The sequence below is a fragment of the Hoeflea sp. 108 genome, from assembly GCF_000372965.1.
Taxonomy (GTDB): Bacteria; Pseudomonadota; Alphaproteobacteria; order Rhizobiales; family Rhizobiaceae; genus Aminobacter.
Genome location: NZ_KB890024.1, coordinates 5,047,945 through 5,070,822 on the forward strand (window position 1 = coordinate 5,047,945; position 22,878 = coordinate 5,070,822).

Consider the following 22,878-nt stretch of genomic DNA (forward strand, 5'->3'; position numbering starts at 1 on the left):
TCAGGTGTTCATCGAATCGAAGAAGTCGGCGTTGGTCTTGGTCTGCTTCAGCTTGTCGATGAGGAACTCGATCGCATCGGTGGTGCCCATTGGCGCCAGGATGCGGCGCAGCACGAAGATCTTCTGCAAGTCCTGACGCTGGACCAGAAGGTCCTCCTTGCGCGTGCCGGACTTGAGGATGTCCATCGCCGGGTAGATGCGCTTGTCGGCGACCTTGCGGTCGAGCACGATTTCCGAGTTGCCGGTGCCCTTGAACTCTTCGAAGATGACTTCGTCCATGCGGCTGCCGGTATCGATCAGCGCGGTGGCGATGATGGTCAGAGAGCCACCCTCTTCGATGTTACGGGCGGCACCGAAGAAGCGCTTCGGGCGCTGCAGCGCGTTGGCGTCGACACCACCGGTCAGGACCTTGCCGGATGACGGGACGACCGTGTTGTAGGCGCGGCCGAGACGGGTGATCGAATCGAGCAGGATGACGACGTCGCGGCCATGTTCGACCAGGCGCTTGGCCTTTTCGATGACCATTTCGGCGACCTGCACGTGGCGAACCGCCGGCTCGTCGAAGGTCGAGGACACGACCTCGCCCTTCACCGAACGCTGCATGTCGGTCACTTCTTCCGGACGCTCGTCGATCAGAAGCACGATCAGATAACATTCGGGGTGGTTCGTGGTGATCGAGTGCGCGATGTTCTGCAGCAGCACGGTCTTACCGGTGCGCGGCTGTGCCACGATCAGGGCGCGCTGACCCTTGCCGAGCGGTGCCACCAGGTCGATTACGCGAGGCGAAATGTCCTTGGTGGTCGGGTTTTCGACCTCCATCTTCAGCCGTGACGTCGGATAAAGCGGCGTCAGGTTGTCGAAGTGAATCTTGTGACGGATCTTTTCAGGATCGTCGAAATTGATCGTGTTGACCTTCAGCAGCGCGAAATAGCGCTCGCCCTCCTTGGGGCTGCGGATCGGGCCTTCCACGGTATCGCCGGTCTTCAGAGAGAAGCGGCGGATCTGCGAGGGCGAGATGTAAATATCGTCAGGACCCGGCAAGTAATTGGCATTTGCCGAACGCAGGAAGCCAAAACCGTCCTGGAGAACCTCGACCACGCCATCACCGATGATCTCGATGTCCTGAGCCGCCAGCTTCTTGAGAATCGCAAACATCAGTTCCTGCTTGCGCATCACGCTGGCGTTCTCGACCTCGAGCGATTCGGCGAAGGCGATCAGATCTGTCGGCTTCTTGTTCTTAAAATCCTGGAGTTTCATTTCCTGCATGAACGGACTCTGGGTGAGCGTGGGAAAATTTCTATCGGCATTTTGCGATAAACGCCGGGCGCGGCCAGTGTATGGAAATGGGGCGGCGCATGGCGGGAAGGAAGAACAGCGTTTTAGCCCCCTCGCATCGAAAGAGCAAGGCAAGCTCTAACAATTTTAAAAACAGCTCAGAACGGCTTGACGACAACCAGTATCACGATGGCGATCATCAGAACCGTCGGGATCTCGTTGACGATGCGCCAGTGGCGCCCCGGCTTTTCGTTACGATCCTCGGCGAAGCGGCGCACCGAAGCCGATAGATAGCCATGCACGCCCGACAACAGCAACACGCAGGCGATCTTGGCGTGCAGCCAGCCGCCGGAGAAGCCGAAACCCTTCCAGGCAAGCCACAGGCCGAACACCCACGTGACGATCATCGCGGGGTTGATGATGGCGCGCAGCAGGCGGCGCTCCATCACCTTGAAGGTCTCCGACTGCACCGATCCCTTCTCGGCATCGACATGATAGACGAATAGCCTGGGCAGATAGAGCATCCCGGCCATCCAGGAGATCACGGCAATCACATGGATGGCCTTGGCCCAGAGGTAGAACCCGTCGCCGGCAAAGGCAAACAGCACGGCTGTCAGGGCGACGAGGACAACGATCGAGATGATCGCGCGTCGGGCCGCATTGCCGCTGCTCGAAACCGCCGGGTTCTGACTGCTCATTGGCCTGTCGCCTTTCGCACCTGCTTCACCATCGCCTCGACATGCGCCACTGGCGTTTCCGGCGTGATGCCATGTCCAAGGTTGAAGATCAGCGGACCAGCGCCCAGAGCCTTCAGGATAGCGTCCACGCCCTCCTCCAGTGCCTTGCCGCCTGCCACCAGCCTCAGCGGGTCGAGATTGCCCTGCACGGCACCCTCGGCCTGCAGCCGCCATGCCTGGCTCAACGGCACCGTCCAGTCGAGGCCAAGACCGTTGATGCCGGTGCGCTGCCGGTAGGCATCGAGCTGGGCACCAGCGCCCTTCGGGAAGCCGATGATCGGCACGTCTGGATAGACGGCCCTCACCTTGCGCACGATCTCGGCTACCGGCTTCACGCAGCACATCTCGAAGGTCGCCTCGTCGAGCACGCCCGACCAGGAATCGAAAATCTGCACCACGTCGGCGCCCGCCTCGATCTGGCGGATGAGATAGGCGGCAGAATGATCGGCGAGGATGGCGAGCAGCTTTTTCATCGCCTCTGGCTCGCGATAGGCAAACAGCCTTGCCGGCGCCTGATCGGGCGTACCGTGACCGGCGATCATATAGGTGGCGACGGTCCAGGGCGCACCGCAGAAGCCGATCAGCGTCGTCTTCTCGGGCAGTTCGCGCCGCAGCCGGCGCACGGTCTCGTAAACCGGTTCGAGATTCACGTGAAACGTTTCGCCGTCGAGGGCGTCGATGCCCTGGGGCGTGATCGGGGTCATCAGCGGTCCCCGACCCTCTTCGAAGCGGAGATCGCGGCCGAGCGCATGTGGCACCACGAGAATGTCGGAAAACAGGATCGAGGCATCGAAATCGAAGCGCCGGATCGGCTGCAGCGTCACTTCGACGGCGAAATCGGGATTGTAGCAGAGGTCGAGGAAACTTCCGGCCGTCTTTCGCGTTTCACGGTACTCGGGAAGATAGCGGCCTGCCTGCCGCATCATCCAGAGCGGAGGAACCTCAAAGCTCTCGCCTTTGAGGACCTGGAGAACAGAGCGTTTCACGGGCATCGAGCCTCGCTTTCCTGAAGCCATCTTTAAACAAAAATCTATTTTGAAAGAGTCTTCTAATTCTTAGACTCTGTTGGAATCGAGGATTGGCATCTGTCCATAGGAGGCCTCTGATTTCCACTTGTCATAGTGACGCGCGGTCAATTTGGCCACTGGGGAAAACTCCGTGAGCGCTTCCGATTCAATCATCTGAATCAAAGTCCTAGCGGGTCAAGGCAGCGGTGCTGATTCTGTGGGTAGCGGAGGACAGAAAAACTATCCCCACAATACTCCCCGCCGCGGAAACCAAACCGACAGCAGACCGAATTGTGGACAAACAGGCATCTGATACAGTCCACCCAGTCGCTTCGGGCCAAACCCGCCCTTTATCCACATTTGGCCACAGGCCCGGACATCTGCTGTGAACAAACCTCAGAGCTTCTTCCACCTGCACCTGATTTCCGACGCCACCGGCGAGACGCTTTTGGCCGCCGGCCGCGCTGCGTCCGCGCAATACAAGGACGCGCGCGCCATCGAGCATATCTATCCGCTGATCCGCACGGAGAAGCAGCTGATGAAGGTGTTCGAGGACATCGATCAGGAACCGGGCATCGTCCTCTATACTGTCGTCGACCAGCACCTGGCTGCCATCATCGACAGCCGTTGCGCCGCAATGGGCCTGCCCTGCGTTTCAGTGCTGGAGCCAGTGCTTTCGGTGTTCCAGTCATATCTCGGCGCACCCGCCGGCCGTCGCGTCGGCGCCCAGCACGTTCTCGACGCCGAATATTTCCGCCGCATCGATGCGCTCAATTTCACCATGGAACATGACGACGGGCAGCTGCCGACGGACATGGAACAGGCCGATGTGGTGCTGATCGGCATTTCCAGGACGTCGAAGACGCCGACCAGCATCTATCTAGCCAATCGCGGCATCAAGACCGCCAACATTCCCATCGTGCTTGGCGTACCGGTGCCCGACAGCCTGATCCAGGCCAAGGGTCCGCTCGTCGTCGGTCTGGTGGCGACCGCCGAACGCATCTCGCATGTTCGCCAGAACCGCATCCTCGGCCAGACCATGGCTTTTGACGCCCAGGACTATGTCGACCGTGCCGCGATCTCGGAGGAACTGTCCTATGCCCGGCAGATCTGCACTCGTCACAACTGGCCGATGATCGACGTCAGCCGCCGTTCGATCGAAGAAACGGCGGCCGCAATCGTTGCCCTGCGCAACAAGAGCCGGTAGGACCTCGGGACTGTCCACGCTGATGATGAGCCCGTGCGGCTCGCGGGAGGTAAAACCATGACCGAAAAAATCATCCTGGCGTCCGGAAGCCCTTTCCGGAAGAAGCTGCTCGAAAATGCCGGCATAGAAGTCGAAGCAATTCCCGCCGATCTCGACGAGCGCGCGCTCGAAGCCCCATTGGCGGAAAGTGGTGCCTCGCCTGAAGACGTGGCGATGGTGCTCGCCGAGGCCAAGGCAGTCGCCGTCAGCGAGGAGCATCCCGGCAGGCTGGTGCTCGGCTGTGACCAGACGCTGTCACTCGGCGACGAGGTGTTCCACAAGCCAGATGACATGGAGGGCGCCCGCCGCCACCTGCTCAAGCTTTCAGGTAAGACGCATCATCTGAACAGCGCCGTGGTGCTGGTGCGCGACGGCGAAACGCTGTGGCGCCATGTCGGCATCGCCTCGCTGACGATGAGAAAGCTCGATCCGGCCTTCATCGGCCGCCATCTCGCCCGCGTCGGCGACAAGGCACTGTCGAGTGTCGGCGCCTATCAGATCGAGGGCGAAGGCATCCAGCTGTTCGACAAGGTCGAGGGCGACTATTTCACCATCGTCGGCCTTCCTCTGCTGCCGGTACTGGAAGAACTCAGGAAACTCGGCGCGATCGATGGCTGAACTGAACGCATTCGTCTGCGGGCATCCGATCGCCCATTCTCGCTCGCCCAAGATCCACGGTCACTGGCTGGCGCATTACGGCATCGACGGCAGCTATCGCGCCATCGATGTCGCGCCTGCCGACTTCCCGGCTTTCCTGAAAGGTCTGGCCGAGGCCGGCTTGCGGGGAGGCAATGTCACCATTCCGCACAAGGAGGTGGCCTTCGCTTCTGTCCAGCGCCGCGATGAGGCGGCCGAACAGATCGGCGCCGTCAACACAGTCTGGCTCGAGGATGGCGTGCTCTGGGGCGGCAATACCGATGCTTATGGCTTTGCTGCCAATCTCGACCATCTGTCCCCTGGATGGGATGGCGGCGACGTCGTCGTGGTGCTGGGCGCCGGCGGGGCATCGCGCGCGATCATCCACGCGCTCAAGCAGCGCGGCTTCAAGGACATCAGGATCGTCAACCGCACGGTCGAACGGGCTGAGGAGCTGGCGCGCCAGTTTGGTACCGAGGTCTCGGCGCATCCCCAGTCGGCGACGCATGAACTTCTCGCTGATGCATCGCTGCTGGTGAACACCACCGCGCTCGGAATGCATGGCAATGAGGGCCTGCCGGCCGATCCCGCCGGCCTGCCCGACCATGCCATCGTCACCGACATCGTCTATGTGCCGCTCGAAACGCCTTTGCTCGCTGCAGCCCGGGCGCGCGGCCTCAGGACCGTCGATGGCCTCGGCATGCTGCTGCACCAGGCCGTTCCCGGCTTCGAGCGCTGGTTCGGCAAACGCCCCGAGGTCACGGCCGAGCTGCGCAACATGATCGTCGCCGACCTGGACGCCAAGAAATGATCGTGCTTGGGCTGACCGGTTCGATCGGCATGGGCAAGTCGACCACGGCGAAGATGTTCGTCGAGGCCGGGGTGCCGGTGCACGATTCCGATGAGGCCGTGCATCGCTTGTACGCCGGCGAGGCGGCACCTTTGATCGAGGCTGCTTTCCCGGGAACGGTGAAGGATGACGTCGTCGACCGCACTGAGCTGTCCCGCCGTGTGCTGGGCGATGCGGCCGCGCTGAAAAGGCTGGAAGGCATCGTCCATCCGCTCGTCCGGGCCGACGCCAGCGCTTTCCTCGAGCGCAGCCGTGCTGCTGGCTCAGCCATCGCCGTGCTCGACATCCCGCTTCTGTTCGAGACGGCTGGACGGGCCCGCGTCGACAAGGTGGTGGTGGTGACCGCCCCTGCCGACATCCAGCGCGAGCGCGTGCTGGCGCGGCCGGGCATGACGGAAACGAAATTCGAGGCGATCCTGGCCAAGCAGGTGCCCGATGCTGAAAAGCGCAAGCTCGCCGACTATATTGTCGATACCGGCCAGGGGCTCGAGCCAGCCCGTGCCGCAGTGCGGGCCATCATTGCCGATTTGACGGTGGGAAAGCCCTGAGCAGGCGAACTGCCGCACTTGTCCCCCGGCTGTCCGGGAGGGCATGCTCGGCAAAAGCATGATCGCGGAACGTGGACGCCGGTTTCCGGCGGGATCATGCTCACACAAAGAGAGAAGCACGACTTGCGCGAAATCATTTTCGATACCGAAACGACCGGCCTCGACAACCGCGAGGATCGCCTGATCGAAATCGGCTGCATCGAGCTGGACAATCGCTTCCCGACGGGCCGCACCTTCCACAAATACATCAACCCGCAGGGGCGCTCGGTGCATCCCGACGCGCAGGAAGTGCACGGCATCTCCAATGCCGATCTCGAAGGCAAGCCGATCTTCTCCGAGATCCTGCAGGAGTTTCTCGATTTCATCGACGGCGCCAAGCTCGTCGCTCACAATGCCAGCTTCGATATCGGCTTCATCAATGCCGAGTTTGCCCGGCTCGACGTGCCGCCTGTCGATCCAGGGCTGGTCATCGACACACTGGCGCTCGCCCGCCGCAAGCATCCGATGGGCCCCAATTCGCTCGACGCGCTGTGCCGACGCTATGGCATCGACAACAGCCGCCGCACCAAGCACGGCGCGTTGCTCGACTCCGAACTGCTGGCCGAGGTCTATATCGAGCTCATCGGCGGCAAGCAGGCGGCACTTGTGCTCGACAGCGCCTCGTCTTCAACTGGCAATGGCCGCAATGCCGTCGAACTCGACATCGTCATCGCGACGCGTCCGGAGCCCCTGCCCTCGCGGCTGAGCGAGACGGAGATTGCGGCGCACGGAAAGTTGGTTGGCGAACTCGGCGAAAAGGCAATCTGGGCCAAGCTTCTGGCGCCTGCCGAAGCGAGCTGACGGCCGGTCGAGCCGCCCGATTTCCACAGGATGCACCCAAAAAAAAGAAAAGCCCGGCACATGGCCGGGCTTCTGCATTCTGGTCGCCTGAAGCGAGGTCTTAGCTGGCCTTGACCTTCGAGGCAGCCTGTTCCTCGGCGATCTTCTGCTGGAACATCTGAGCGAAATCGATCGGATCGAGCATCAGCGGCGGGAAGCCACCGTTGCGGGTCGCCTCGGCGATGATCTGGCGCGCGAACGGGAACAGCAGGCGCGGGCACTCGATGAAGAGCAGCGGCAGCATGTGTTCCTGCGGGAAGCCGTCGATGCGGAACACGCCGCCATAGACCAGCTCTACGTTGAACAGCACTTCCTTGTCGAAGGCTGCCTTGGCGTTCAGCGTCAGGTTGACGTCGAACTGCTTGTCCGTCATCGGGTTGGCGTTGACGTTGACGTTGATGTTGATGCCGGGGGCCTGGTCGCGGCCGCGCAGCGAGTTCGGCGCGCCGGGGCTCTCGAAGGAGAAGTCCTTCACATACTGAGCCAGCACGTTCAGCGTGGGCTGCTGTGCGTTACCGTTGCCGTTGGCGCCGTCTTCGTTGTTGGCCATAAGCCCTTGTCCTCTTGGCTCGGCCGTCATGCGGCCTATTGGAAGTGGCGCGTTGGCTACCATGCCCGGCCTGTCAAGACAAGGTTTTGCCGGCGTCAGTCGCGGCGGGACTGGTCGTCGGGCAGCGAGCGCCACGGCGTGTCTGGATTGGAATTCGGGCGAGGCTCGCGCCGGAAGTCTTCCTCGTCGAGGTCGATGGTCCTGCCATCGCCCGGACGGCCGCGCCGTGCGAAGCCGTTGAAGTCGGTGGCAACGACGATCCGCTTGCTCAGCAGGCGCCAGGCGAGTTCGCGCACGGGCGGCAGGAACAGCAGGATGCCGAATATGTCGGTGATGAAGCCGGGGATCACCAGCAGGATGCCGGCGAGCACGATCATGGCGCCGTGAGCCAGTTCCTTGCTTGGGTCGCGTCCTGCCTCGATCTCGGCGCGGGCGCGGTTCATGACGCCAAAGCCCTGAACACGCAGCAGGATTGATCCCACGACCACGCTCAGCAGCACCAGGCCGATGGTCGGCAGAACGCCGATTTCGCTGCCCACCACGACGAAGCCGGCGATCTCGAGAAGAGGCAGGGCAAGGATCAGAAGGGGCAGCATGAAGGGCGTGGGTCCGGTCGGTTCGAGTTGACGAATGCATCATATGCCGTCACAGGCAAAGCGCATACATCGTTAGATATGCCGCAGCGCCTTTGATTTGAATGATCGGCGCATGCGTTCTATATGCAATAGCTGAGACGGCGACAGCCGGCCAAACGCAGATAGGCCGGCTTCGGCCATGAACAAGGGACGGATCGGCGGGAAGATATGCAATTCTTCGATTTCGGCACGATTTTCTTTCTGATCGCAGCGGTTGTGATCTTTTTCCAACTGCGCAACGTGCTTGGACGCCGCACAGGCAATGAACGTCCGCCTTTCGATCCCTATTCGTCCCGCAGCAAACCACAGGACGCCAGCGGCAAGCCCGAGAACGTGGTTTCGCTGCCCAAGCGCGCACCCGGCCCGGCCAGCGAAGAGGCCTATGCCGCCATCGACGCTTTTGCCAAGCCCGGTACCGACCTCAACAAGGGCCTGCGCGCCATCAAGGACCAGGACGCCTCCTTCGAGCCCAAGGGTTTCGTCGATGGCGCCAAGATGGCCTACGAGATGATCGTCATGGCCTATGCCGACGGCGACCGGAAGACGCTGAAGAACCTGCTGTCGCGTGAGGTTTTCGACGGCTTCGTCGCCGCCATCAACGATCGCGAGGGCCGTTCGGAGAAGATCCAGTCATCCTTCGTCGGCATCGACAAGGCCGACATCGTTTCGGCCGAGATGAAGGGTTCCGAGTCCCATGTCACGCTGCGCATCGTCAGCGAGCTGATCTCGGCGACGCGCGACAAGGCTGGTGCCGTCATCGACGGTGATCCGGAAACCGTGGCCGAGGTCAAGGATGTCTGGACCTTTGCCCGCGACACGCGGTCGCGCGACCCGAACTGGAAGCTTGTCGCGACCGAGGAAGAAGACTGATAGCGGCCGGCGGGCGACGCCCGTGGCGCTCTCGTCCGCATTCCGGCTCGTTTCTTTCACTGAGCTTCCGCAATGGGCGGGCGACGACCAGTCGTCCGCCTTTGCTGCATTCCGCCGCTCAGCCTTCCATGTCCTGAACAAGCCCTATCGCACTGGCGCGCTGGGCGTCGATTTCGGCGCCTTCGATGCCGCCTACGCCGAGGCGCGCTCCCATCCCTCGCTCGGCAAGTCTGAGGCGAAGGCCTTCTTCGAGCGCCACTTCCTCCCGGCCCTCATTGTTCCCGAGCATCGTCCGTCAGGCTTCGTCACCGGCTTTTATGAGCCCGAGGTCGACGCCTCGCCTGTCGAGACAGCGGAGTTCCGTGTTCCGCTGCTGGCCAGGCCCGAGGATCTTGTCGATGTCGACGATGGCAACCGCCCCGATGGCATGGACCCCTACCTCGCCTTTGCGCGGTGGACCCCCGATGGTCTGGTCGAATATTTTGACCGTCCTGCCATCGAAAAGGGCGCATTGGTCGGCCGCTGCCTCGATATCGCCTGGGTCGCCGATCCGGTCGATGCCTTCTTCGTCCACGTCCAGGGTGCCGCGCGGCTCCGGATGACCGACGGCTCGCAGCGCCGAGTCACCTATGCGGCGAAGTCCGGCCAGCGTTTCACCGGTCCCGGCGGAATCCTCGCGCATATCGGCGAAATCCCGCTCGAAAAGGTGACGATGCAGTCGATCCGGGCCTGGTTCAAAGCCAATCCGCACCGGATCAGCGAAATCCTCTGGCAGAACCGCTCCTACATCTTCTTCCGAGACGCGGCAGTGGATGATCCCGACCTCGGCCCCGTCGCCGCAGCCAAGGTGCCGCTCACCCCTGGCCGCTCTGTGGCCGTCGACCGGCTGCTTCACACCTTCGGCACGCCCTTTTTCATCGCCGCCCCCAAGCTCACGGCCTTTGGCGGCCAGCCGTTCGCCCGGCTGCTGATCGCCCAGGACACCGGCTCGGCTATTACGGGTGCGGCGCGCGGCGACCTGTTTGCCGGTTCGGGCGATGCCGCCGGGGAGATTGCCGGCATCGTCCGTGCCGACGCCGATTTCTACGCGCTGCTGCCGAAGCCACTATTCGCAAAGGTAGCGTCATGACTGGCCGGCGCGACCGCAAGCTCAGCGACGAAGAGCGCGTTCTCTGGAACGTCATCGCCCGCACGACGATGCCCCTCAAGGGCAAGCGCGCCATGGAAATCCCCGAGGTTCCCCCGGTGGAGGCGCCGAAGGTCGAGGCCATGCCGGCAAAGATTGCCGTTGAGCAGCCCGCGCCGGCGCTCGCCAAGCAGCCAAGGCGCCAGTATGTCGCCCACACGCTCGACGAGCCGACCCGCGACAAGCTCTCCAAGGGCCGCCTGCCCATCGAAGGTCGCGTCGATCTTCATGGCATGACCCAGGACGAAGCCTATTCGCTGCTGTTCACCTTCCTGAGCCGCGCCCATGCCGGCGGCTTGCGTTACGTGCTCGTCATCACCGGCAAAGGCAATTCGAAGGGTGGCGACGGCATCCTGCGCCGCATGGTTCCGGCTTGGCTGGACACCGCACCTTTCCGCATGCTGGTTTCGAGCCTCGATCATGCCGAGCGCCACCATGGCGGTTCAGGCGCGATATATGTCAGGATCAGGCGGAGGCTCGGCGCATGACGCCGCTCGGCGAACGCATCCGCGAGCTCAGGCGCGAGCGCGGCGTTAGCCAGAAAGAGATGGCCGAAGGCATCGGCGTCAGCGCCGCTTATCTGTCGGCGCTCGAGCATGGCCATCGCGGCGTGCCGAGTTGGCCGATGATCCAGAAGATCATCGGCTACTTCAACGTCATCTGGGACGACGCCGAGGATCTGCAGAAGCTGGCGGAAGGTTCGCACCCTCGCGTCGTCGTCGACACGTCGGGGCTTTCGCCGGCGGCGACCGAACTTGCCAATCTGCTGGCTGAGGGCATCGGCGAACTGAATGAGGCTGAACTGGCTGCGATCACTGTCCGGATGCGCGAGGCGATTGCCCGCAAGAAGGCGCGGCGAAGGCTGTAAGAGCCGAGGGCTAGAACAGCGCCTGCAGTTCGGTCAGCTTGTCGTTGACCAGCCAGCCATAATAATTCTCTTCGGGAACCTTGGCCGGCTCACCGGCGGCGCTGCGGCGCTCGTTCTCGACCTTGAGCGCATGCGCCCGGGCTTCCGGATTGCCGACATTATAGAGCGTTGCCGTCAGTCCCGGGTTCTGTGAGATGTCGAAGCCAGCGATGCGCTTGTAGGCCTCGATCGAGGTTTTCAGCGTTGCGGCCACGTAAGGAAGCGTCAGGTCCGGGTCCATGATGGTTTGGTAGACCTCGTTCGGATCGCCCTCGTCGAGCTTGGGCAGGCCTGAGACCTTGTGGACCTCGTCGCTCATCTGCAGCGCCGTCAGCGGATTGAGCTGGCCGATGCCGAAGGTCTGGCCCGCATAAAATGGCTGGAAGAAGGTGGCGCTGAAGCGGTCGTTGGGAAAGGCCGTACCGCCCACGGTCTTGCCGCGGAAATCCTGGTTCCACACGCGCTCGCGGCAATCCCACAGGTCATAGCTGCCCGACTTCGACGCGCATTCGGCAAATTGTGGGCGCTTGATGAAGTCGGTGATGTCTTCGCCATTATAGGCGAAGCGCAGATTGCTGGTGAGATAGGACACGGCCTTGACGTAATAGGTCTGCAGCCGGTCGTAGGCGTCGACATTGTAGGTGTGCTCGCCGACGATGGCGCCAACGATATGCATCGGGTCGATGCCGTAATCGCGCGCCACCGACTTGATCTTACTGCGCAGTTGCGTGTCGTTCTGCAGCAGCGCATAGACCTTGCGGTACTTGGCGTCGAAGGTCGTCTTGCCTGCCTTGGTGCGCTTGGAAGAAGCGCCCGGCACCTGTGGCTGCTCGGCATGCACGTTGCCTGCGGCAACCACTGTCGTGGCCGACGCGTGCGACACACCCAAGGTCATCGCCAAAACAAATGCCGAGATAATCGCTTTTTTCATGCGCCGCTGCTTGCCCAAGCTGTTTCCGGGCAAACTAGGTAAAGCCCCCGACATAGTCGAGAGCGTAGTGGCCCGGCATGCGCGAAAGGTGGCCGGATGGTTCCATTCGGCCACAGGTCGCAAATCCAGGCGGGATGCTTGCGCGCAGCCCGCCTGTCCTTGTCCTTAAAGGATGAAACGCGACAAATCTGTGTTCTTTGACAGGTCGCCGACGTGTTTCTGCACATAGGCCGCGTCGATCGTCACGGTCGTGCCGTTGCGGTCGGGCGCGTCATAGGAGATTTCGTCCAGCACGCGCTCCATCACCGTCTGCAGGCGCCGCGCACCGATGTTCTCGACCGTGGCGTTGAGATCGACGGCGATGCCGGCGAGCGCGTCGATGGCGTCGTCGGTAAAGTCGAGGTTGACGCCCTCGGTGTTCAGCAGCGCGATGTACTGCTTGATCAGGCTGGCTTCCGTCTCGGTCAGGATACGGCGGAAGTCGTCCTTCTCCAGCGCGCGCAGTTCGACGCGGATCGGCAGGCGACCCTGCAATTCAGGCAGAAGGTCCGAAGGCTTCGAGATATGGAACGCACCCGAAGCGATGAACAGGATGTGGTCGGTCTTGACCTGCCCGTATTTGGTGGCAACCGTCGTGCCCTCGACCAGCGGCAGGAGATCCCGCTGCACGCCTTCGCGCGAAGGTCCGCCGGAAACGTCGCCGCGGGCAATCTTGTCGATTTCGTCGAGGAAGACGATGCCTTCGTTCTCGGTCACTTCAAGCGCCCGCCGCACCACCTCGTCCTGGTCGAGAAGCTTGTCGGACTCGTCCTGGATCAACAGGCCGTAGGATTCCTTGACGGTGGTCTTGCGCGTCTTGGTGCGCTGGCCACCCATCGCCTTCGACAACATGTCGTTGATGTTGAGCACGCCGACATTGCCGCCCGGCATGCCGGGAATGTCGAAGCTCGGCATGCCGCCGGTGCCGGTGTCGGCCACCTGGACCTCGATCTCCTTGTCGTCGAGCTCGCCGTCGCGCAGCTTCTTGCGGAAACTATCGCGGGTGGCGGGGCTGGCGGTCTTGCCCACCAGCGCCTCGAGCACGCGCTCTTCGGCATTGACGTGGGCGCGTGCCTTGACGTCCTCACGCATCTTTTCGCGCACCAGGCCGATGGCGATTTCGACCAGGTCGCGGATGATCTGCTCGACGTCGCGACCGACATAGCCGACTTCGGTAAACTTGGTCGCCTCGACCTTGACGAAGGGCGCGCCTGCAAGCTTGGCAAGACGGCGCGAGATTTCGGTCTTGCCGACACCCGTCGGCCCGATCATCAGGATGTTCTTGGGCATGACCTCTTCGCGCATCTGGCCTTCCAGCTGCTGCCGGCGCCAGCGGTTGCGCAGCGCAATCGCCACGGCACGCTTGGCGTCCTTCTGGCCAATGATGAAGCGGTCGAGTTCTGAAACGATCTCACGGGGAGAAAATGTGGACATGGCGTTACTCTCGAATACTCAGTTGGGGCTTATGTATGGGCTGGAAGCCGCCGCGCAAGGGTGCCGGGCAGCAGTGGCAGAAGAGCCCGGCGCAGCGTATGCCAGCCGGCGCTGAGCAGCAGGACCAGCGCGCCGAGCACCAGCATGGTCAGCGGCACGACGCTGTCCGACAGCCCGGCCTTGACGACCAGCGAGCCGAAGGCGAAGCCGGCATAGGAAAGGCCTGACACCAGGATGGCGCGACGGTCGACGACAAGGGCGACCAGCGCCAGTCCGACGAAGATCGCCAGGATGCTCCAGGCCGAAACGGCTTCGGAACCACCCTCGCCGACGAGCCCGCTGACCAGCGGATGAACGATCAGCGGTGCGGCGAGCATGTGCAGCCAGAAGGCGATGTCGGTGCGTCGGGTCTGGCGCTGCGGATCGCTCAGGTCGAAGCGCATGGCAAGCGCGAACACACCAAGGCCGCAGGCCAGCAGCAGGGGCTTGGCCGCTTGGGTGGCGAAATCCGGAACGATCATGAAAAGCACACCGACGGCCGAGGCGACAAGGGCGGCCACACCGGCTGCGATCGTCACCGGCACGCGGAAACGCCGGTAGTGCAACGCGGTTGCCGCAGCGGTCATAAGCCCGGCGACAACGATCGGCAGGCCGCCATGGTTGCCGAGCCCCATGCCGAATCTGAGGCTGGGGTTGAAGGCTTCCGCAACCGTCGAAAAGACCGCTCCGGCATAGACCAGGAGCAACACGATGCTGGGCAGCGCCATGCGCTGCCGGCGGGTAAAATACTCGGCCAATAGCCAGCTCGTCACCGCGATGACGGCGAACATGCCGGTGTTGCCGATCATGTCGCCGGAGAAGTAGCCGAGCGCACCCAGAAACAGTCCGAGGCCGATGGTGACGAAGATGTCGCTGAAACCGCTGATGAAGCGGAATTTCTCGTCGTCATGCGGTTCACTGTCGAGGGCCGGCGCGCTCGCACTCTCCAGATCCCGCAGTCCTTGCGCCTGCTCTGCCGTCAGCAGCCCGTTTGCGACTGCGGCAAGCAATGTATCGGGCGATATGCTGGTCGCTTCCAATGGTATCGACGTGCTCATCAGGGTATCGCCGCCTGCCATTGCCTGATCGCATCCAGCGGATAGACCAGCATGATGATGTTGAGCGTCAGGTTGTCTCGAATGACGTAGCCGACGCCGAGTTCGAAGATGACGGCCAGGGCAACGACGCCCCACACCGGGAGCCGCGCCGCCATCGCAAAGCCCAGCACCATCGCCAGCGTGTCGGACACGGAGTTGATGACGCTGTCGCCGTAGTAGTCGAGGGAAATGGTCCCTTCGCGGTAGCGGTTGATGATGAAGTCGCTGTTTTCCACCAGTTCCCACGACACTTCGATGCCGGCGGCGATGGCCAGCCTCAGTCCGAGCGGGCTGTTGGGCATTAGCCAGCGCAGCAGCGCGTAGAACAGGAAGCCGTGGATGATGTGCGAGAAGGTGTACCAGTCGGTGATGTGCTGGGAGTTCTCCGAACTCTGCACCACCCCGTGCCACAGCTTGACGTATCCGCATTTGCAGATCGCCGGATGCCCCATCCACAGCAGCGCAAGTGCCTGGCCCGCAATCATCAGGGCCACGACGAGCAGCCACCAGCCAAGTCTCCGGCGTTGTGCCTGCTCCGCGCCGTGGTCCTGCGATGCGGTCATTCCTCGAACTCGTCCTCCTCGGCATCGATCGCCATCATGAGCGCCGGGCCGTAGATCGAGGTTCGCGTGTCGAAAGCCACGAAGCCGGCCTTCTCGTAAGCGCGGATGGCCCTCTTGTTGGTCGGGTCCGGGTCGATGATGACCCTCGGCACGCCTTCCTCGAACAGGTCGTCGACGAACTGCCTGACGATGGCCGAACCGTGGCCCTTGCCCACCAGTTCCGGCACGCCGATCGAAAGGTCGATGCCAAGCGTACCGAAGGGCTGGTCCTGGTAGGGATGGTTGTCCTCCATGTGCGGATCGTAACTCTGGAGGTAGCCGATCGGCTTGCCGTCCAGCTCGACGATCAGCGGCTCGACAGAGATACTGTCGATATGCGCCTCGATCTCGGCGATCTCGTGGGCGGCGTTGCCCCACCATTCGGCGACGTGCGGCTGGGCCAACCATGCCTTGATCATTGGCAGGTCGGCCCTGGTCACCGGGCGGAACTCGTACAGCGCGACTTCCTTATTCGGCATCGAGCGTCTCAACCACGAAGTTGTGGTTGGTGTAGACGCAGATGTCGGCCGCGATCTGCATCGCCTTGCGGGCGATCTCCTCGGCGTCCTTGTCGGTGTCCATCAGCGCGCGGGCCGCGGCCAGCGCATAGTTGCCGCCCGAGCCGATGGCCATGACGCCATGTTCGGGTTCCAGCACGTCGCCGGTGCCGGTCAGCGCCAGCGACACGTTCTTGTCGGCCACCAGCATCATAGCCTCGAGGCGGCGCAGATAACGGTCGGTGCGCCAGTCCTTGGCGAGTTCGACGCAGGCGCGCGTCAGCTGGTCGGGATATTGCTCGAGCTTGGCTTCGAGCCTTTCGAGAAGGGTGAAGGCGTCGGCCGTGGCGCCGGCAAAGCCGGCGATCACATTGCCCTTGCCGAGGCGGCGGACCTTCCTTGCGTTGCCCTTCATGACGGTCTGGCCGAGGCTCACCTGGCCGTCGCCGGCGATGACCACCTTGCCGCCCTTGCGCACTGTCACAATTGTAGTGGCGTGCATGCTCTGTTCGTTGGACATATGTTTCTCCGATGGCACGCGGCCCCTTCCAGGCGGCTCGCGCGTTACGAGTGGAAGTTCGACCTTATGTATGACGCGGCGCAAGGAATGCAAATCGCCATGCCGCATGACGAAATGCCCTTTCGTGGCAATTGGCAATCGGCCGATCATGCTGTTATTAGGCAGTCAATTTTGAGGACAAGGATCCGCCAATGGCCCCCCGTTCCGCCGAAGTCAGCCGCAAGACCAAGGAAACCGAGATTTCGGTTTCGGTCCATGTCGACGGCACCGGCCGTTCGGAAATGGCGACCGGCGTCGGCTTCTTCGACCATATGCTCGACCAGCTTTCCAGACATTCGCTGATCGACATGAAGGTGTCCGCCAAGGGCGACCTGCATATCGACGACCACCACACTGTCGAGGATTGCGGCATCGCAATTGGCCAGGCGCTGTCCAAGGCGCTGGGCGAGCGTCGCGGCATCATGCGCTACGCCTCGATCGACCTCGCCATGGACGAGACGCTGACGCGCGCCGCCATCGACGTATCGGGCCGGCCGTTCCTGGTCTGGAACGTCAATTTCTCGGCCCCCAAGATCGGCACCTTCGACACCGAGCTGGTGCGCGAATTCTTCCAGGCGCTGGCCCAGAACGCCGGCATCACGCTGCACGTCACCAACCATTACGGTGCCAACAACCATCATATCGCCGAAACCTGCTTCAAGGCTGTGGCGCGCGCGCTGCGCATGGCCCTTGAAAGCGATCCGCGCCAGCCTGACGCAGTACCCTCGACCAAGGGCAGCCTGAAGGGATAGCTATGGCCATCCATGTCGTCATGGAGCCGCCTGCCTCGGCAGGAAAAAACGCTTCGGAAAGTGCCGTCTTCATTCGCGACGGTTTTTACTTCTTCGGCTTCATCGCCCCGGTTCTGTGGATGCTGTGGCATCGTCTCTGGGTCCTTGCGGCGGTGACCTTCGCGGTCACCCTCGCGCTGGGTGCATTTGGCGAGTGGGCCGGGCTGATCGCGGCCGTGCCGCTGTTGTCGCTGCTCATCTCGCTCTATGTCGGCCTTGACGGCGGTGCGCTCAGGGTCGCCGCCCTGCGCCGCGCTGGCTGGCGCCAGTGGGGGGTGATCGAGGCCGACACCATCGAGGACGCCGAGATGCGCTACCTCTATGCGGCCGACGACGTGGCCGAAGAAGCGCAGCCGGCACCCGTAGCCATCCCTCCCTCAGCTGCACCGCGCCCGCAAACCTCGGGTGCAGCGCTCGGCCTCCTGCACTATCCCGGAAGAAACTGACATGCGCGTTGCGATCATCGACTACGGTTCGGGCAATCTGCGCTCGGCAACCAAGGCCTTCGAACGTGCCGCCCGCGAGGCCGGCATTGCGGCGGAGATCGACCTCACCGCGGACGCCGATCGCGTCTTGACTGCCGATCGCATCGTACTTCCCGGCGTCGGCGCCTATGCCGATTGCGCCCGTGGCCTGCGCGCCGTCGACGGCATGTGGGAGGCAGTCGAGGAGGTCGCCATCCGCAAGGCGCATCCCTTCCTCGGCATCTGCGTCGGCATGCAGCTGATGTCCGAACGCGGGCTGGAAAAGACCGTCACTGAGGGCTTCGGCTGGATCGCTGGCGACGTCAAGGAGATCACGCCGACCGACCCGACGCTGAAGATCCCGCAGATCGGCTGGAACACGATTCACGTGAAACACGACCACCCGGTCTTCGACGGCATCGCCACAGGGCCGCAGGGACTGCACGCCTATTTCGTGCATTCCTATCATCTCGACGCGACCAAAGAAAAAGAGGTGCTGGCCGTTGCCGACTATGGCGGCCGGGTCACTGCGGCTGTCGCGCGCGACAATCTTGTCGGCACCCAGTTTCATCCCGAAAAAAGCCAGGCGCTTGGCCTCGGCCTCATTGCCAACTTCCTGAGGTGGAAGCCATGACGACGAAGAAGGCCTACTGGATGGCGATGATCGAGATCACCAACCCCGACGCCTATCCCGCCTACATCGCGGCCAATCTTGCGGCGATCGCTCCTTACGGTGCCAAGCTTCTGGTGCGCGGTGGCCAGTACGACCAGCCGGAAGGACCGACCGGCAACCGCCATGTCCTGGTCGAATTCGAATCCTACGAGCAGGCGATCGCCTGCTATCACTCCCCCGCTTACCAGGAGGTGGTGAAGCTTCGCCACGCCGCCTCCGTCGGCAAGTTCGTCATCGTCGAAGGCGTCTGAGCATGATCCTTTTCCCCGCCATCGACCTCAAGGATGGCCAGTGCGTGCGCCTCAAGCTCGGCGACATGGACCAGGCGACCGTCTACAACAACGATCCCGGCGCGCAGGCGAAAGCCTTCGAAGACCAGGGCTTCGAATGGCTGCATGTGGTTGACCTCAACGGCGCCTTCGCCGGCGAGAGCGTCAACGGTTCGGCCGTCGAGGCGATCCTCAAGGCGACGAAGAACCCGGTCCAGCTCGGCGGTGGCATCCGCACGCTCGCCCATATCGAGAGCTGGCTGGACAAGGGTCTTGCCCGCGTCATCCTCGGCACTGTCGCCGTGCGCGACTCCGAGCTGGTCAAGGAAGCTTGCAAAAAATTCCCGGGCAAGGTCGCCGTCGGTATCGACGCCAAGGGCGGCAAGGTTGCCGTCGAGGGCTGGGCCGAAGCGTCCAGCCTCGGCGTCGTTGAACTCGCCAGGAAGTTCGAGGGTGCCGGCGTTGCCGCCATCATCTACACCGACATCGACCGCGACGGCGTTCTGGCCGGCATCAACTGGGATTCGACCATCGACCTCGCCGAGGCCGTCTCGATCCCCGTCATTGCCTCGGGCGGCCTCGCCTCGCTTGCCGACATCGTGCGTATGACCATGCCCGACGCCAGGAAGCTCGAAGGCGCGATCTCCGGCCGTGCGCTCTATGACGGCCGCATCGACCCGGCGCAGGCGCTTGCCATCCTCAGTGGCACGCTCAAGCCCGAGGCCGGATTGTTCGAGGGACGCCCATGACTCTCAAAGCTCGAGTTATTCCGTGCCTGGACGTGAAGGATGGCCGCGTCGTCAAGGGCGTCAACTTCGTCGATCTCATCGACGCGGGCGATCCGGTCGAGGCCGCCAAGGCCTATGACGCCGCCGGTGCCGATGAGCTTTGCTTCCTCGACATCACCGCCTCGTCCGACAACCGCGAGACCATCTTCGACGTCGTCGCCCGCACCGCCGAGCAGTGCTTCATGCCGCTGACCGTCGGCGGCGGCGTGCGCCAGGTCGCCGACATCCGCAGGCTTCTCTTGGCCGGCGCCGACAAGGTCTCGATCAACACGGCGGCGGTGAAGAACCCATCCTTCGTTGCCGAGGCCGCCGACAAGTTCGGCAACCAGTGCATCGTCGTCGCCATCGACGCCAAGAAGGTTTCCGAGGCCAACGAGGCCGACCGCTGGGAAATCTTCACCCATGGTGGCCGCGAGCGCACCGGCATCGACGCCGTCGAATTCGCCCGCAAGGTCGTCGACCTCGGCGCCGGCGAAATCCTGTTGACCTCGATGGACCGCGACGGCACCAAGATCGGCTACGACATCGCCCTCACCCGGGCCGTGGCGGACGCCGTGCGTGCGCCCGTCATCGCCTCGGGCGGCGTCGGCAACCTCGACCACATGGTCGCAGGCATCCGTGATGGCCACGCCACGGCCGTGCTTGCCGCCTCGATCTTTCATTTCGGCACCTACACCATTGCCGAGGCCAAGGCACACATGGCAAAAGCAGGCCTGCCCATGCGGCTCGATCCTATTGGCTGACCTGCCGAGGCAATGATGACTGCATTTACCCTTTCTGATCTCGAAAAGATCGTCGCCCAGCGCGCCCGTTCGGGTGACACCAATTCCTGGACCGCCAAGCTCTACCAGTCGGGCATGGAGCGGGCGGCCAAGAAGCTCGGCGAAGAGGCGGTGGAGACCGTCATCGCCGCCGTCAAGGGCGACGACACCGCGCTCGTTTCGGAAAGCGCCGATCTCCTTTATCATTGGCTCGTCGTGCTTGCCGTCGCCGGCATCCCGATGACGGAAGTGATGGACGAGCTCGAGCGCCGCACCGCCCAGTCGGGCATCGCCGAGAAGGCCTCGCGCAAGAACGAGGGCTGACCTTGGTCGGCCGCCGCAGGGAACAGTCGATGGATCAGCTCGCACCGACGGACAAGTACTCGCCCTACTGGTTCTTCTCCGCCGAGCATTGGGCGGGTTTCGGCGCCGACATGTCGATGACGCTGACCGCCGACGAGGTCAGGCGGCTGAGTTCGATGTACGAGCCGATCGACCTCGAGGAAGTCCGGCGCATCTACCTGTCGCTGTCGCGACTGCTTTCGGCCCATGTCGAAACCAGCCAGCAGCTGTTCCGCCAGCGCCAGCGCTTCTTCAATTCGGAGAAGAAAGGCACCAAGACGCCCTTCATCATCGGCATGGCGGGCTCCGTCGCCGTCGGCAAGTCGACCACGGCGCGCATTCTCAAGGAGCTGCTCACCCGATGGCCGTCGAGCCCGAAGGTCGATCTGGTCACGACGGACGGCTTCCTCTATCCCAACGAGGTCCTGCGCCGCGACAACCTGATGGAGCGCAAGGGTTTTCCCGACAGCTACGATGTCGGGGCGCTGCTGCGTTTCCTCTCGGGCATCAAGTCGGGCCAGCCCAATGTGCGGGCTCCCGTCTATTCGCACCTGACCTACGACGTCATCCCCGGTGAGTTCGTCACCGTCGACCGACCCGACATCCTGATCTTCGAAGGCATCAACGTGCTGCAGCCGCGCGAACTGCCCAAAGACGGCAAGTTCGTGCCCTTCGTCTCCGACTTCTTCGATTTCTCGATCTATATCGACGCCGACGAGCAGATCATCCACGAGTGGTACATCGACCGCTTCATGCGGCTGCGCGAGACGGCGTTCCGCAATCCGCAGTCCTTCTTCCATCGCTATTCGCAGCTGTCGGAAGATGCGGCGCGCGCCATCGCCGAGGGGCTCTGGGCCAACATCAACCTCAAGAACCTGCGTGAGAACATTCTTCCAACGCGCCCGCGCGCCGACCTGATCCTCAAGAAGGGTGCCGGCCACCTTGTCGAGGAAGTGGCGATCCGCAAACTCTAGAGCTTCGCCGACCCGTCACGCTGGCTTCGTCACCCGTCTCAGCGTCAGATTGATCCGCCCGCCCTGCTTCAGCAGGGCCGAGGTCATCGGATAAATGCGGTCGACGCCGTGGAAGGCGAGCCGACCCTCCCCGCCCAGCACCACCACGTCGCCGCTTTCCAGCCGGAAGGATACCGTGCGGTCGTCGCGCCGGCTGCCGCCGACACGGAACAGGCAGGCATCTCCCAGCGACACCGAAACCACGGGTGCTTCGAACTCCTGCTCGTCGCGATCCTGGTGCAGGCCCATCTTGGCCGCGTCGGTGTAGAAATTGACCAGGCAAGCCTCGGGCGGGTGGCGATAGCCGGAGACCTCACGCCACAATGCCATCAACGCTTCGGGAATTGGCGGCCAGGGGTCGCCCGTCACCGGGTGCTCGGGTTGGTAGCGATAGCCACGATCCTGGTCGGTGACCCAGCCAAGCGAGCCGCAATTGGTCATGCGCACGCTCATCGGCTTGCCGGTGCGCGGCATTTCGGGAGTGTACAGCGGCGCTGCCTTCACCACCTCGCGCATGCTCTCGACCAGCCCTTCCTGCACCTCGCGGCTGAGAAAGCCGGGCATGTGGCGGACGCCTTTGGGAAGCACGAGCACGTTCAAGCTGCCTCGTTGATCTGGCCATCCAGATTGCCACCGGAAAAGCAAAACGGCGACCCGAAAGCCGCCGTTCCGCATCGAATGAAATTTCGGGTCAGGCCGTCGCGATATCGGGAATGCGCAGCACCTGGCCGGGATAGATCTTGTCGGGATGCGTCAGCATCGGCTTGTTGGCCTCGAAGATGACGGTGTATTTCGAAGCCTTGCCCTTGCCGTACTGGGCCTCGGCGATTTTCGACAGGTTGTCGCCCTTCTTGACCGTATAGAACACCGGCGCCTTGGCTGGCGTCGCCGCCTTGACCAGTTCGGTCATGTCGACCTTGCCGTCGAGCTTGAGCCCTGAGTCCGGCGCCACGACCTTGAGTTCGTCCGCCTGCACCTTGGAGACGCCGAGCGTGTTGCCGACGGCGATGACCGCCTTTTCGAAGATCGACTGGTCCTTGACCACGCCGGTCAGCACGGCGGTGTCGCCCTTGACCACGACCTGCACGTTGTCGGTGCCTAGTTTATGAGAATCGAGCTCTTTCTTCAGCGTGTCGGCCGTCGGCGCCTCTTCTTCACCGCCGAAGCCAAGCTTCTTGCCGACATTCTTGACGAAATCGAACATGCCCATCCTTGGTCTCCCTTGCTGTGGCGTTCGCCGGAGCTTGGCATCT

Annotated in this window: 30 protein-coding genes; 17 read left to right on the plus strand and 13 right to left on the minus strand. The window is 62.9% G+C overall.

Annotation, left to right across the window (positions count from 1 at the left end; all coding sequences use genetic code 11):
* The 3 genes from rho to hemE form a co-directional block, all read right to left on the minus strand.
* The gene (rho, locus tag B015_RS0125075; RefSeq protein WP_018430513.1) at nucleotides 1-1,266 is read right to left on the minus strand and encodes a transcription termination factor Rho; all 1,266 of its coding nucleotides are present in this window, start codon (nucleotides 1,264-1,266) and stop codon (nucleotides 1-3) included.
* A gap of 167 nt (nucleotides 1,267-1,433) precedes the next feature.
* Nucleotides 1,434-1,973, minus strand: a complete 540-nt coding sequence (hemJ, locus tag B015_RS0125080) for a protoporphyrinogen oxidase HemJ (protein WP_018430514.1) — start codon at nucleotides 1,971-1,973, stop codon at nucleotides 1,434-1,436.
* Nucleotides 1,970-3,004, minus strand: a complete 1,035-nt coding sequence (gene hemE / locus B015_RS0125085; RefSeq protein ID WP_018430515.1) for a uroporphyrinogen decarboxylase — start codon at nucleotides 3,002-3,004, stop codon at nucleotides 1,970-1,972. Before hemE ends, hemJ begins: the two co-directional genes overlap by 4 nt.
* Nucleotides 3,005-3,404: 400 nt before the next feature.
* On the opposite strand from hemE, the gene B015_RS0125090 reads away from it, so the two are divergent.
* The 5 genes from B015_RS0125090 to dnaQ all read left to right on the plus strand — a co-directional run bounded on the left by B015_RS0125090 (nucleotide 3,405) and on the right by dnaQ (nucleotide 7,139).
* Nucleotides 3,405-4,226, plus strand: coding sequence for a pyruvate, water dikinase regulatory protein (locus B015_RS0125090; protein WP_018430516.1), 822 nt, complete (start codon nucleotides 3,405-3,407; stop codon nucleotides 4,224-4,226).
* A 57-nt stretch (nucleotides 4,227-4,283) separates the two neighbouring features.
* Nucleotides 4,284-4,883: a Maf-like protein gene (locus B015_RS0125095; protein WP_018430517.1), complete on the plus strand. Its 600-nt coding sequence runs from the start codon at nucleotides 4,284-4,286 to the stop codon at nucleotides 4,881-4,883.
* Complete coding sequence (locus B015_RS0125100) at nucleotides 4,876-5,712, plus strand: shikimate dehydrogenase (protein WP_018430518.1); 837 nt, start codon at nucleotides 4,876-4,878, stop codon at nucleotides 5,710-5,712. The genes B015_RS0125095 and B015_RS0125100 overlap by 8 nt, the downstream gene beginning before the upstream one ends.
* On the plus strand, nucleotides 5,709-6,299 hold the full coding sequence (coaE, locus tag B015_RS0125105) for a dephospho-CoA kinase (RefSeq protein WP_018430519.1): 591 nt from the start codon (nucleotides 5,709-5,711) through the stop codon (nucleotides 6,297-6,299). The genes B015_RS0125100 and coaE overlap by 4 nt, the downstream gene beginning before the upstream one ends.
* A 123-nt stretch (nucleotides 6,300-6,422) precedes the next feature.
* Nucleotides 6,423-7,139, plus strand: coding sequence for a DNA polymerase III subunit epsilon (gene dnaQ, locus B015_RS0125110; protein ID WP_018430520.1), 717 nt, complete (start codon nucleotides 6,423-6,425; stop codon nucleotides 7,137-7,139).
* A 100-nt stretch (nucleotides 7,140-7,239) separates the two neighbouring features.
* On the opposite strand, the gene secB is transcribed toward dnaQ, so the two are convergent.
* Together secB and B015_RS0125120 are read right to left on the minus strand one after the other, a co-directional pair.
* Entirely contained in the window at nucleotides 7,240-7,728 is a 489-nt protein-coding gene (gene secB, locus B015_RS0125115; RefSeq protein WP_018430521.1) for a protein-export chaperone SecB, read from the minus strand.
* Between the two features lie 95 nt (nucleotides 7,729-7,823).
* Nucleotides 7,824-8,324 carry an FxsA family protein gene (locus B015_RS0125120; protein WP_018430522.1) on the minus strand — a complete coding sequence of 167 codons (501 nt, stop codon included), beginning with the start codon at nucleotides 8,322-8,324 and terminating at the stop codon, nucleotides 7,824-7,826.
* Between the two features lie 207 nt (nucleotides 8,325-8,531).
* Between B015_RS0125120 and B015_RS0125125 the strand changes: the two genes are divergently transcribed.
* The 4 genes from B015_RS0125125 to B015_RS0125140 are packed head-to-tail and all read left to right on the plus strand — an operon-like array spanning nucleotide 8,532 to nucleotide 11,287.
* A complete protein-coding gene (locus tag B015_RS0125125; protein ID WP_018430523.1) occupies nucleotides 8,532-9,233 on the plus strand; it encodes a Tim44/TimA family putative adaptor protein in 702 nt (233 codons plus the stop codon).
* 22 nt (nucleotides 9,234-9,255) lie between these two features.
* Complete coding sequence (locus B015_RS0125130; RefSeq protein WP_018430524.1) at nucleotides 9,256-10,362, plus strand: murein transglycosylase A; 1,107 nt, start codon at nucleotides 9,256-9,258, stop codon at nucleotides 10,360-10,362.
* Nucleotides 10,359-10,907, plus strand: coding sequence for a Smr/MutS family protein (locus B015_RS0125135; RefSeq protein ID WP_018430525.1), 549 nt, complete (start codon nucleotides 10,359-10,361; stop codon nucleotides 10,905-10,907). The genes B015_RS0125130 and B015_RS0125135 overlap by 4 nt, the downstream gene beginning before the upstream one ends.
* Nucleotides 10,904-11,287, plus strand: coding sequence for a helix-turn-helix domain-containing protein (locus tag B015_RS0125140; RefSeq protein ID WP_018430526.1), 384 nt, complete (start codon nucleotides 10,904-10,906; stop codon nucleotides 11,285-11,287). The genes B015_RS0125135 and B015_RS0125140 overlap by 4 nt, the downstream gene beginning before the upstream one ends.
* A 10-nt stretch (nucleotides 11,288-11,297) precedes the next feature.
* Here B015_RS0125140 and B015_RS0125145 read toward each other — a convergent pair whose 3' ends face one another.
* The 6 genes from B015_RS0125145 to hslV form a co-directional block, all read right to left on the minus strand.
* Complete coding sequence (locus B015_RS0125145) at nucleotides 11,298-12,257, minus strand: DUF1402 family protein (RefSeq protein ID WP_026227705.1); 960 nt, start codon at nucleotides 12,255-12,257, stop codon at nucleotides 11,298-11,300.
* A gap of 165 nt (nucleotides 12,258-12,422) precedes the next feature.
* On the minus strand, nucleotides 12,423-13,730 hold the full coding sequence (hslU, locus tag B015_RS0125150; protein WP_018430528.1) for an ATP-dependent protease ATPase subunit HslU: 1,308 nt from the start codon (nucleotides 13,728-13,730) through the stop codon (nucleotides 12,423-12,425).
* Nucleotides 13,731-13,759: 29 nt separating this feature from the next.
* Entirely contained in the window at nucleotides 13,760-14,827 is a 1,068-nt protein-coding gene (locus B015_RS0125155; RefSeq protein WP_051091999.1) for a hypothetical protein, read from the minus strand.
* Nucleotides 14,827-15,429 (minus strand): DUF2585 domain-containing protein, encoded by a 603-nt coding sequence (locus B015_RS0125160; protein WP_018430530.1) that lies wholly within the window; start codon nucleotides 15,427-15,429, stop codon nucleotides 14,827-14,829. The genes B015_RS0125155 and B015_RS0125160 overlap by 1 nt, the downstream gene beginning before the upstream one ends.
* Entirely contained in the window at nucleotides 15,426-15,947 is a 522-nt protein-coding gene (locus B015_RS0125165; RefSeq protein WP_018430531.1) for a GNAT family N-acetyltransferase, read from the minus strand. The genes B015_RS0125160 and B015_RS0125165 overlap by 4 nt, the downstream gene beginning before the upstream one ends.
* Nucleotides 15,937-16,485 (minus strand): ATP-dependent protease subunit HslV, encoded by a 549-nt coding sequence (gene hslV, locus B015_RS0125170; protein WP_018430532.1) that lies wholly within the window; start codon nucleotides 16,483-16,485, stop codon nucleotides 15,937-15,939. The genes B015_RS0125165 and hslV overlap by 11 nt, the downstream gene beginning before the upstream one ends.
* Before the next feature lie 191 nt (nucleotides 16,486-16,676).
* On the opposite strand from hslV, the gene hisB reads away from it, so the two are divergent.
* The 8 genes from hisB to coaA are packed head-to-tail and all read left to right on the plus strand — an operon-like array spanning nucleotide 16,677 to nucleotide 21,586.
* Nucleotides 16,677-17,276, plus strand: coding sequence for an imidazoleglycerol-phosphate dehydratase HisB (gene hisB / locus B015_RS0125175; protein ID WP_018430533.1), 600 nt, complete (start codon nucleotides 16,677-16,679; stop codon nucleotides 17,274-17,276).
* Between the two features lie 2 nt (nucleotides 17,277-17,278).
* On the plus strand, nucleotides 17,279-17,761 hold the full coding sequence (locus B015_RS0125180) for a DUF2628 domain-containing protein (RefSeq protein ID WP_018430534.1): 483 nt from the start codon (nucleotides 17,279-17,281) through the stop codon (nucleotides 17,759-17,761).
* Nucleotide 17,762: 1 nt separating this feature from the next.
* Entirely contained in the window at nucleotides 17,763-18,413 is a 651-nt protein-coding gene (hisH, locus tag B015_RS0125185) for an imidazole glycerol phosphate synthase subunit HisH (protein ID WP_018430535.1), read from the plus strand.
* Complete coding sequence (locus B015_RS0125190; protein ID WP_018430536.1) at nucleotides 18,410-18,703, plus strand: DUF1330 domain-containing protein; 294 nt, start codon at nucleotides 18,410-18,412, stop codon at nucleotides 18,701-18,703. The genes hisH and B015_RS0125190 overlap by 4 nt, the downstream gene beginning before the upstream one ends.
* 2 nt (nucleotides 18,704-18,705) lie before the next feature.
* Nucleotides 18,706-19,470: a 1-(5-phosphoribosyl)-5-[(5-phosphoribosylamino)methylideneamino]imidazole-4-carboxamide isomerase gene (gene hisA, locus B015_RS0125195; protein WP_018430537.1), complete on the plus strand. Its 765-nt coding sequence runs from the start codon at nucleotides 18,706-18,708 to the stop codon at nucleotides 19,468-19,470.
* The gene (gene hisF / locus B015_RS0125200; protein WP_026227707.1) at nucleotides 19,467-20,252 is read left to right on the plus strand and encodes an imidazole glycerol phosphate synthase subunit HisF; all 786 of its coding nucleotides are present in this window, start codon (nucleotides 19,467-19,469) and stop codon (nucleotides 20,250-20,252) included. The genes hisA and hisF overlap by 4 nt, the downstream gene beginning before the upstream one ends.
* Nucleotides 20,253-20,267: 15 nt before the next feature.
* Nucleotides 20,268-20,594 carry a phosphoribosyl-ATP diphosphatase gene (locus B015_RS0125205; RefSeq protein ID WP_026227708.1) on the plus strand — a complete coding sequence of 109 codons (327 nt, stop codon included), beginning with the start codon at nucleotides 20,268-20,270 and terminating at the stop codon, nucleotides 20,592-20,594.
* Nucleotides 20,595-20,623: 29 nt separating this feature from the next.
* A complete protein-coding gene (gene coaA, locus B015_RS0125210) occupies nucleotides 20,624-21,586 on the plus strand; it encodes a type I pantothenate kinase (protein WP_018430540.1) in 963 nt (320 codons plus the stop codon).
* A 15-nt stretch (nucleotides 21,587-21,601) separates the two neighbouring features.
* On the opposite strand, the gene B015_RS0125215 is transcribed toward coaA, so the two are convergent.
* Both B015_RS0125215 and lysM read right to left on the minus strand, forming a co-directional pair.
* Complete coding sequence (locus B015_RS0125215) at nucleotides 21,602-22,219, minus strand: alpha-ketoglutarate-dependent dioxygenase AlkB (RefSeq protein WP_026227709.1); 618 nt, start codon at nucleotides 22,217-22,219, stop codon at nucleotides 21,602-21,604.
* Between the two features lie 97 nt (nucleotides 22,220-22,316).
* Nucleotides 22,317-22,835, minus strand: coding sequence for a peptidoglycan-binding protein LysM (gene lysM, locus B015_RS0125220; protein WP_018430542.1), 519 nt, complete (start codon nucleotides 22,833-22,835; stop codon nucleotides 22,317-22,319).
* Nucleotides 22,836-22,878: the final 43 nt, after the last annotated feature.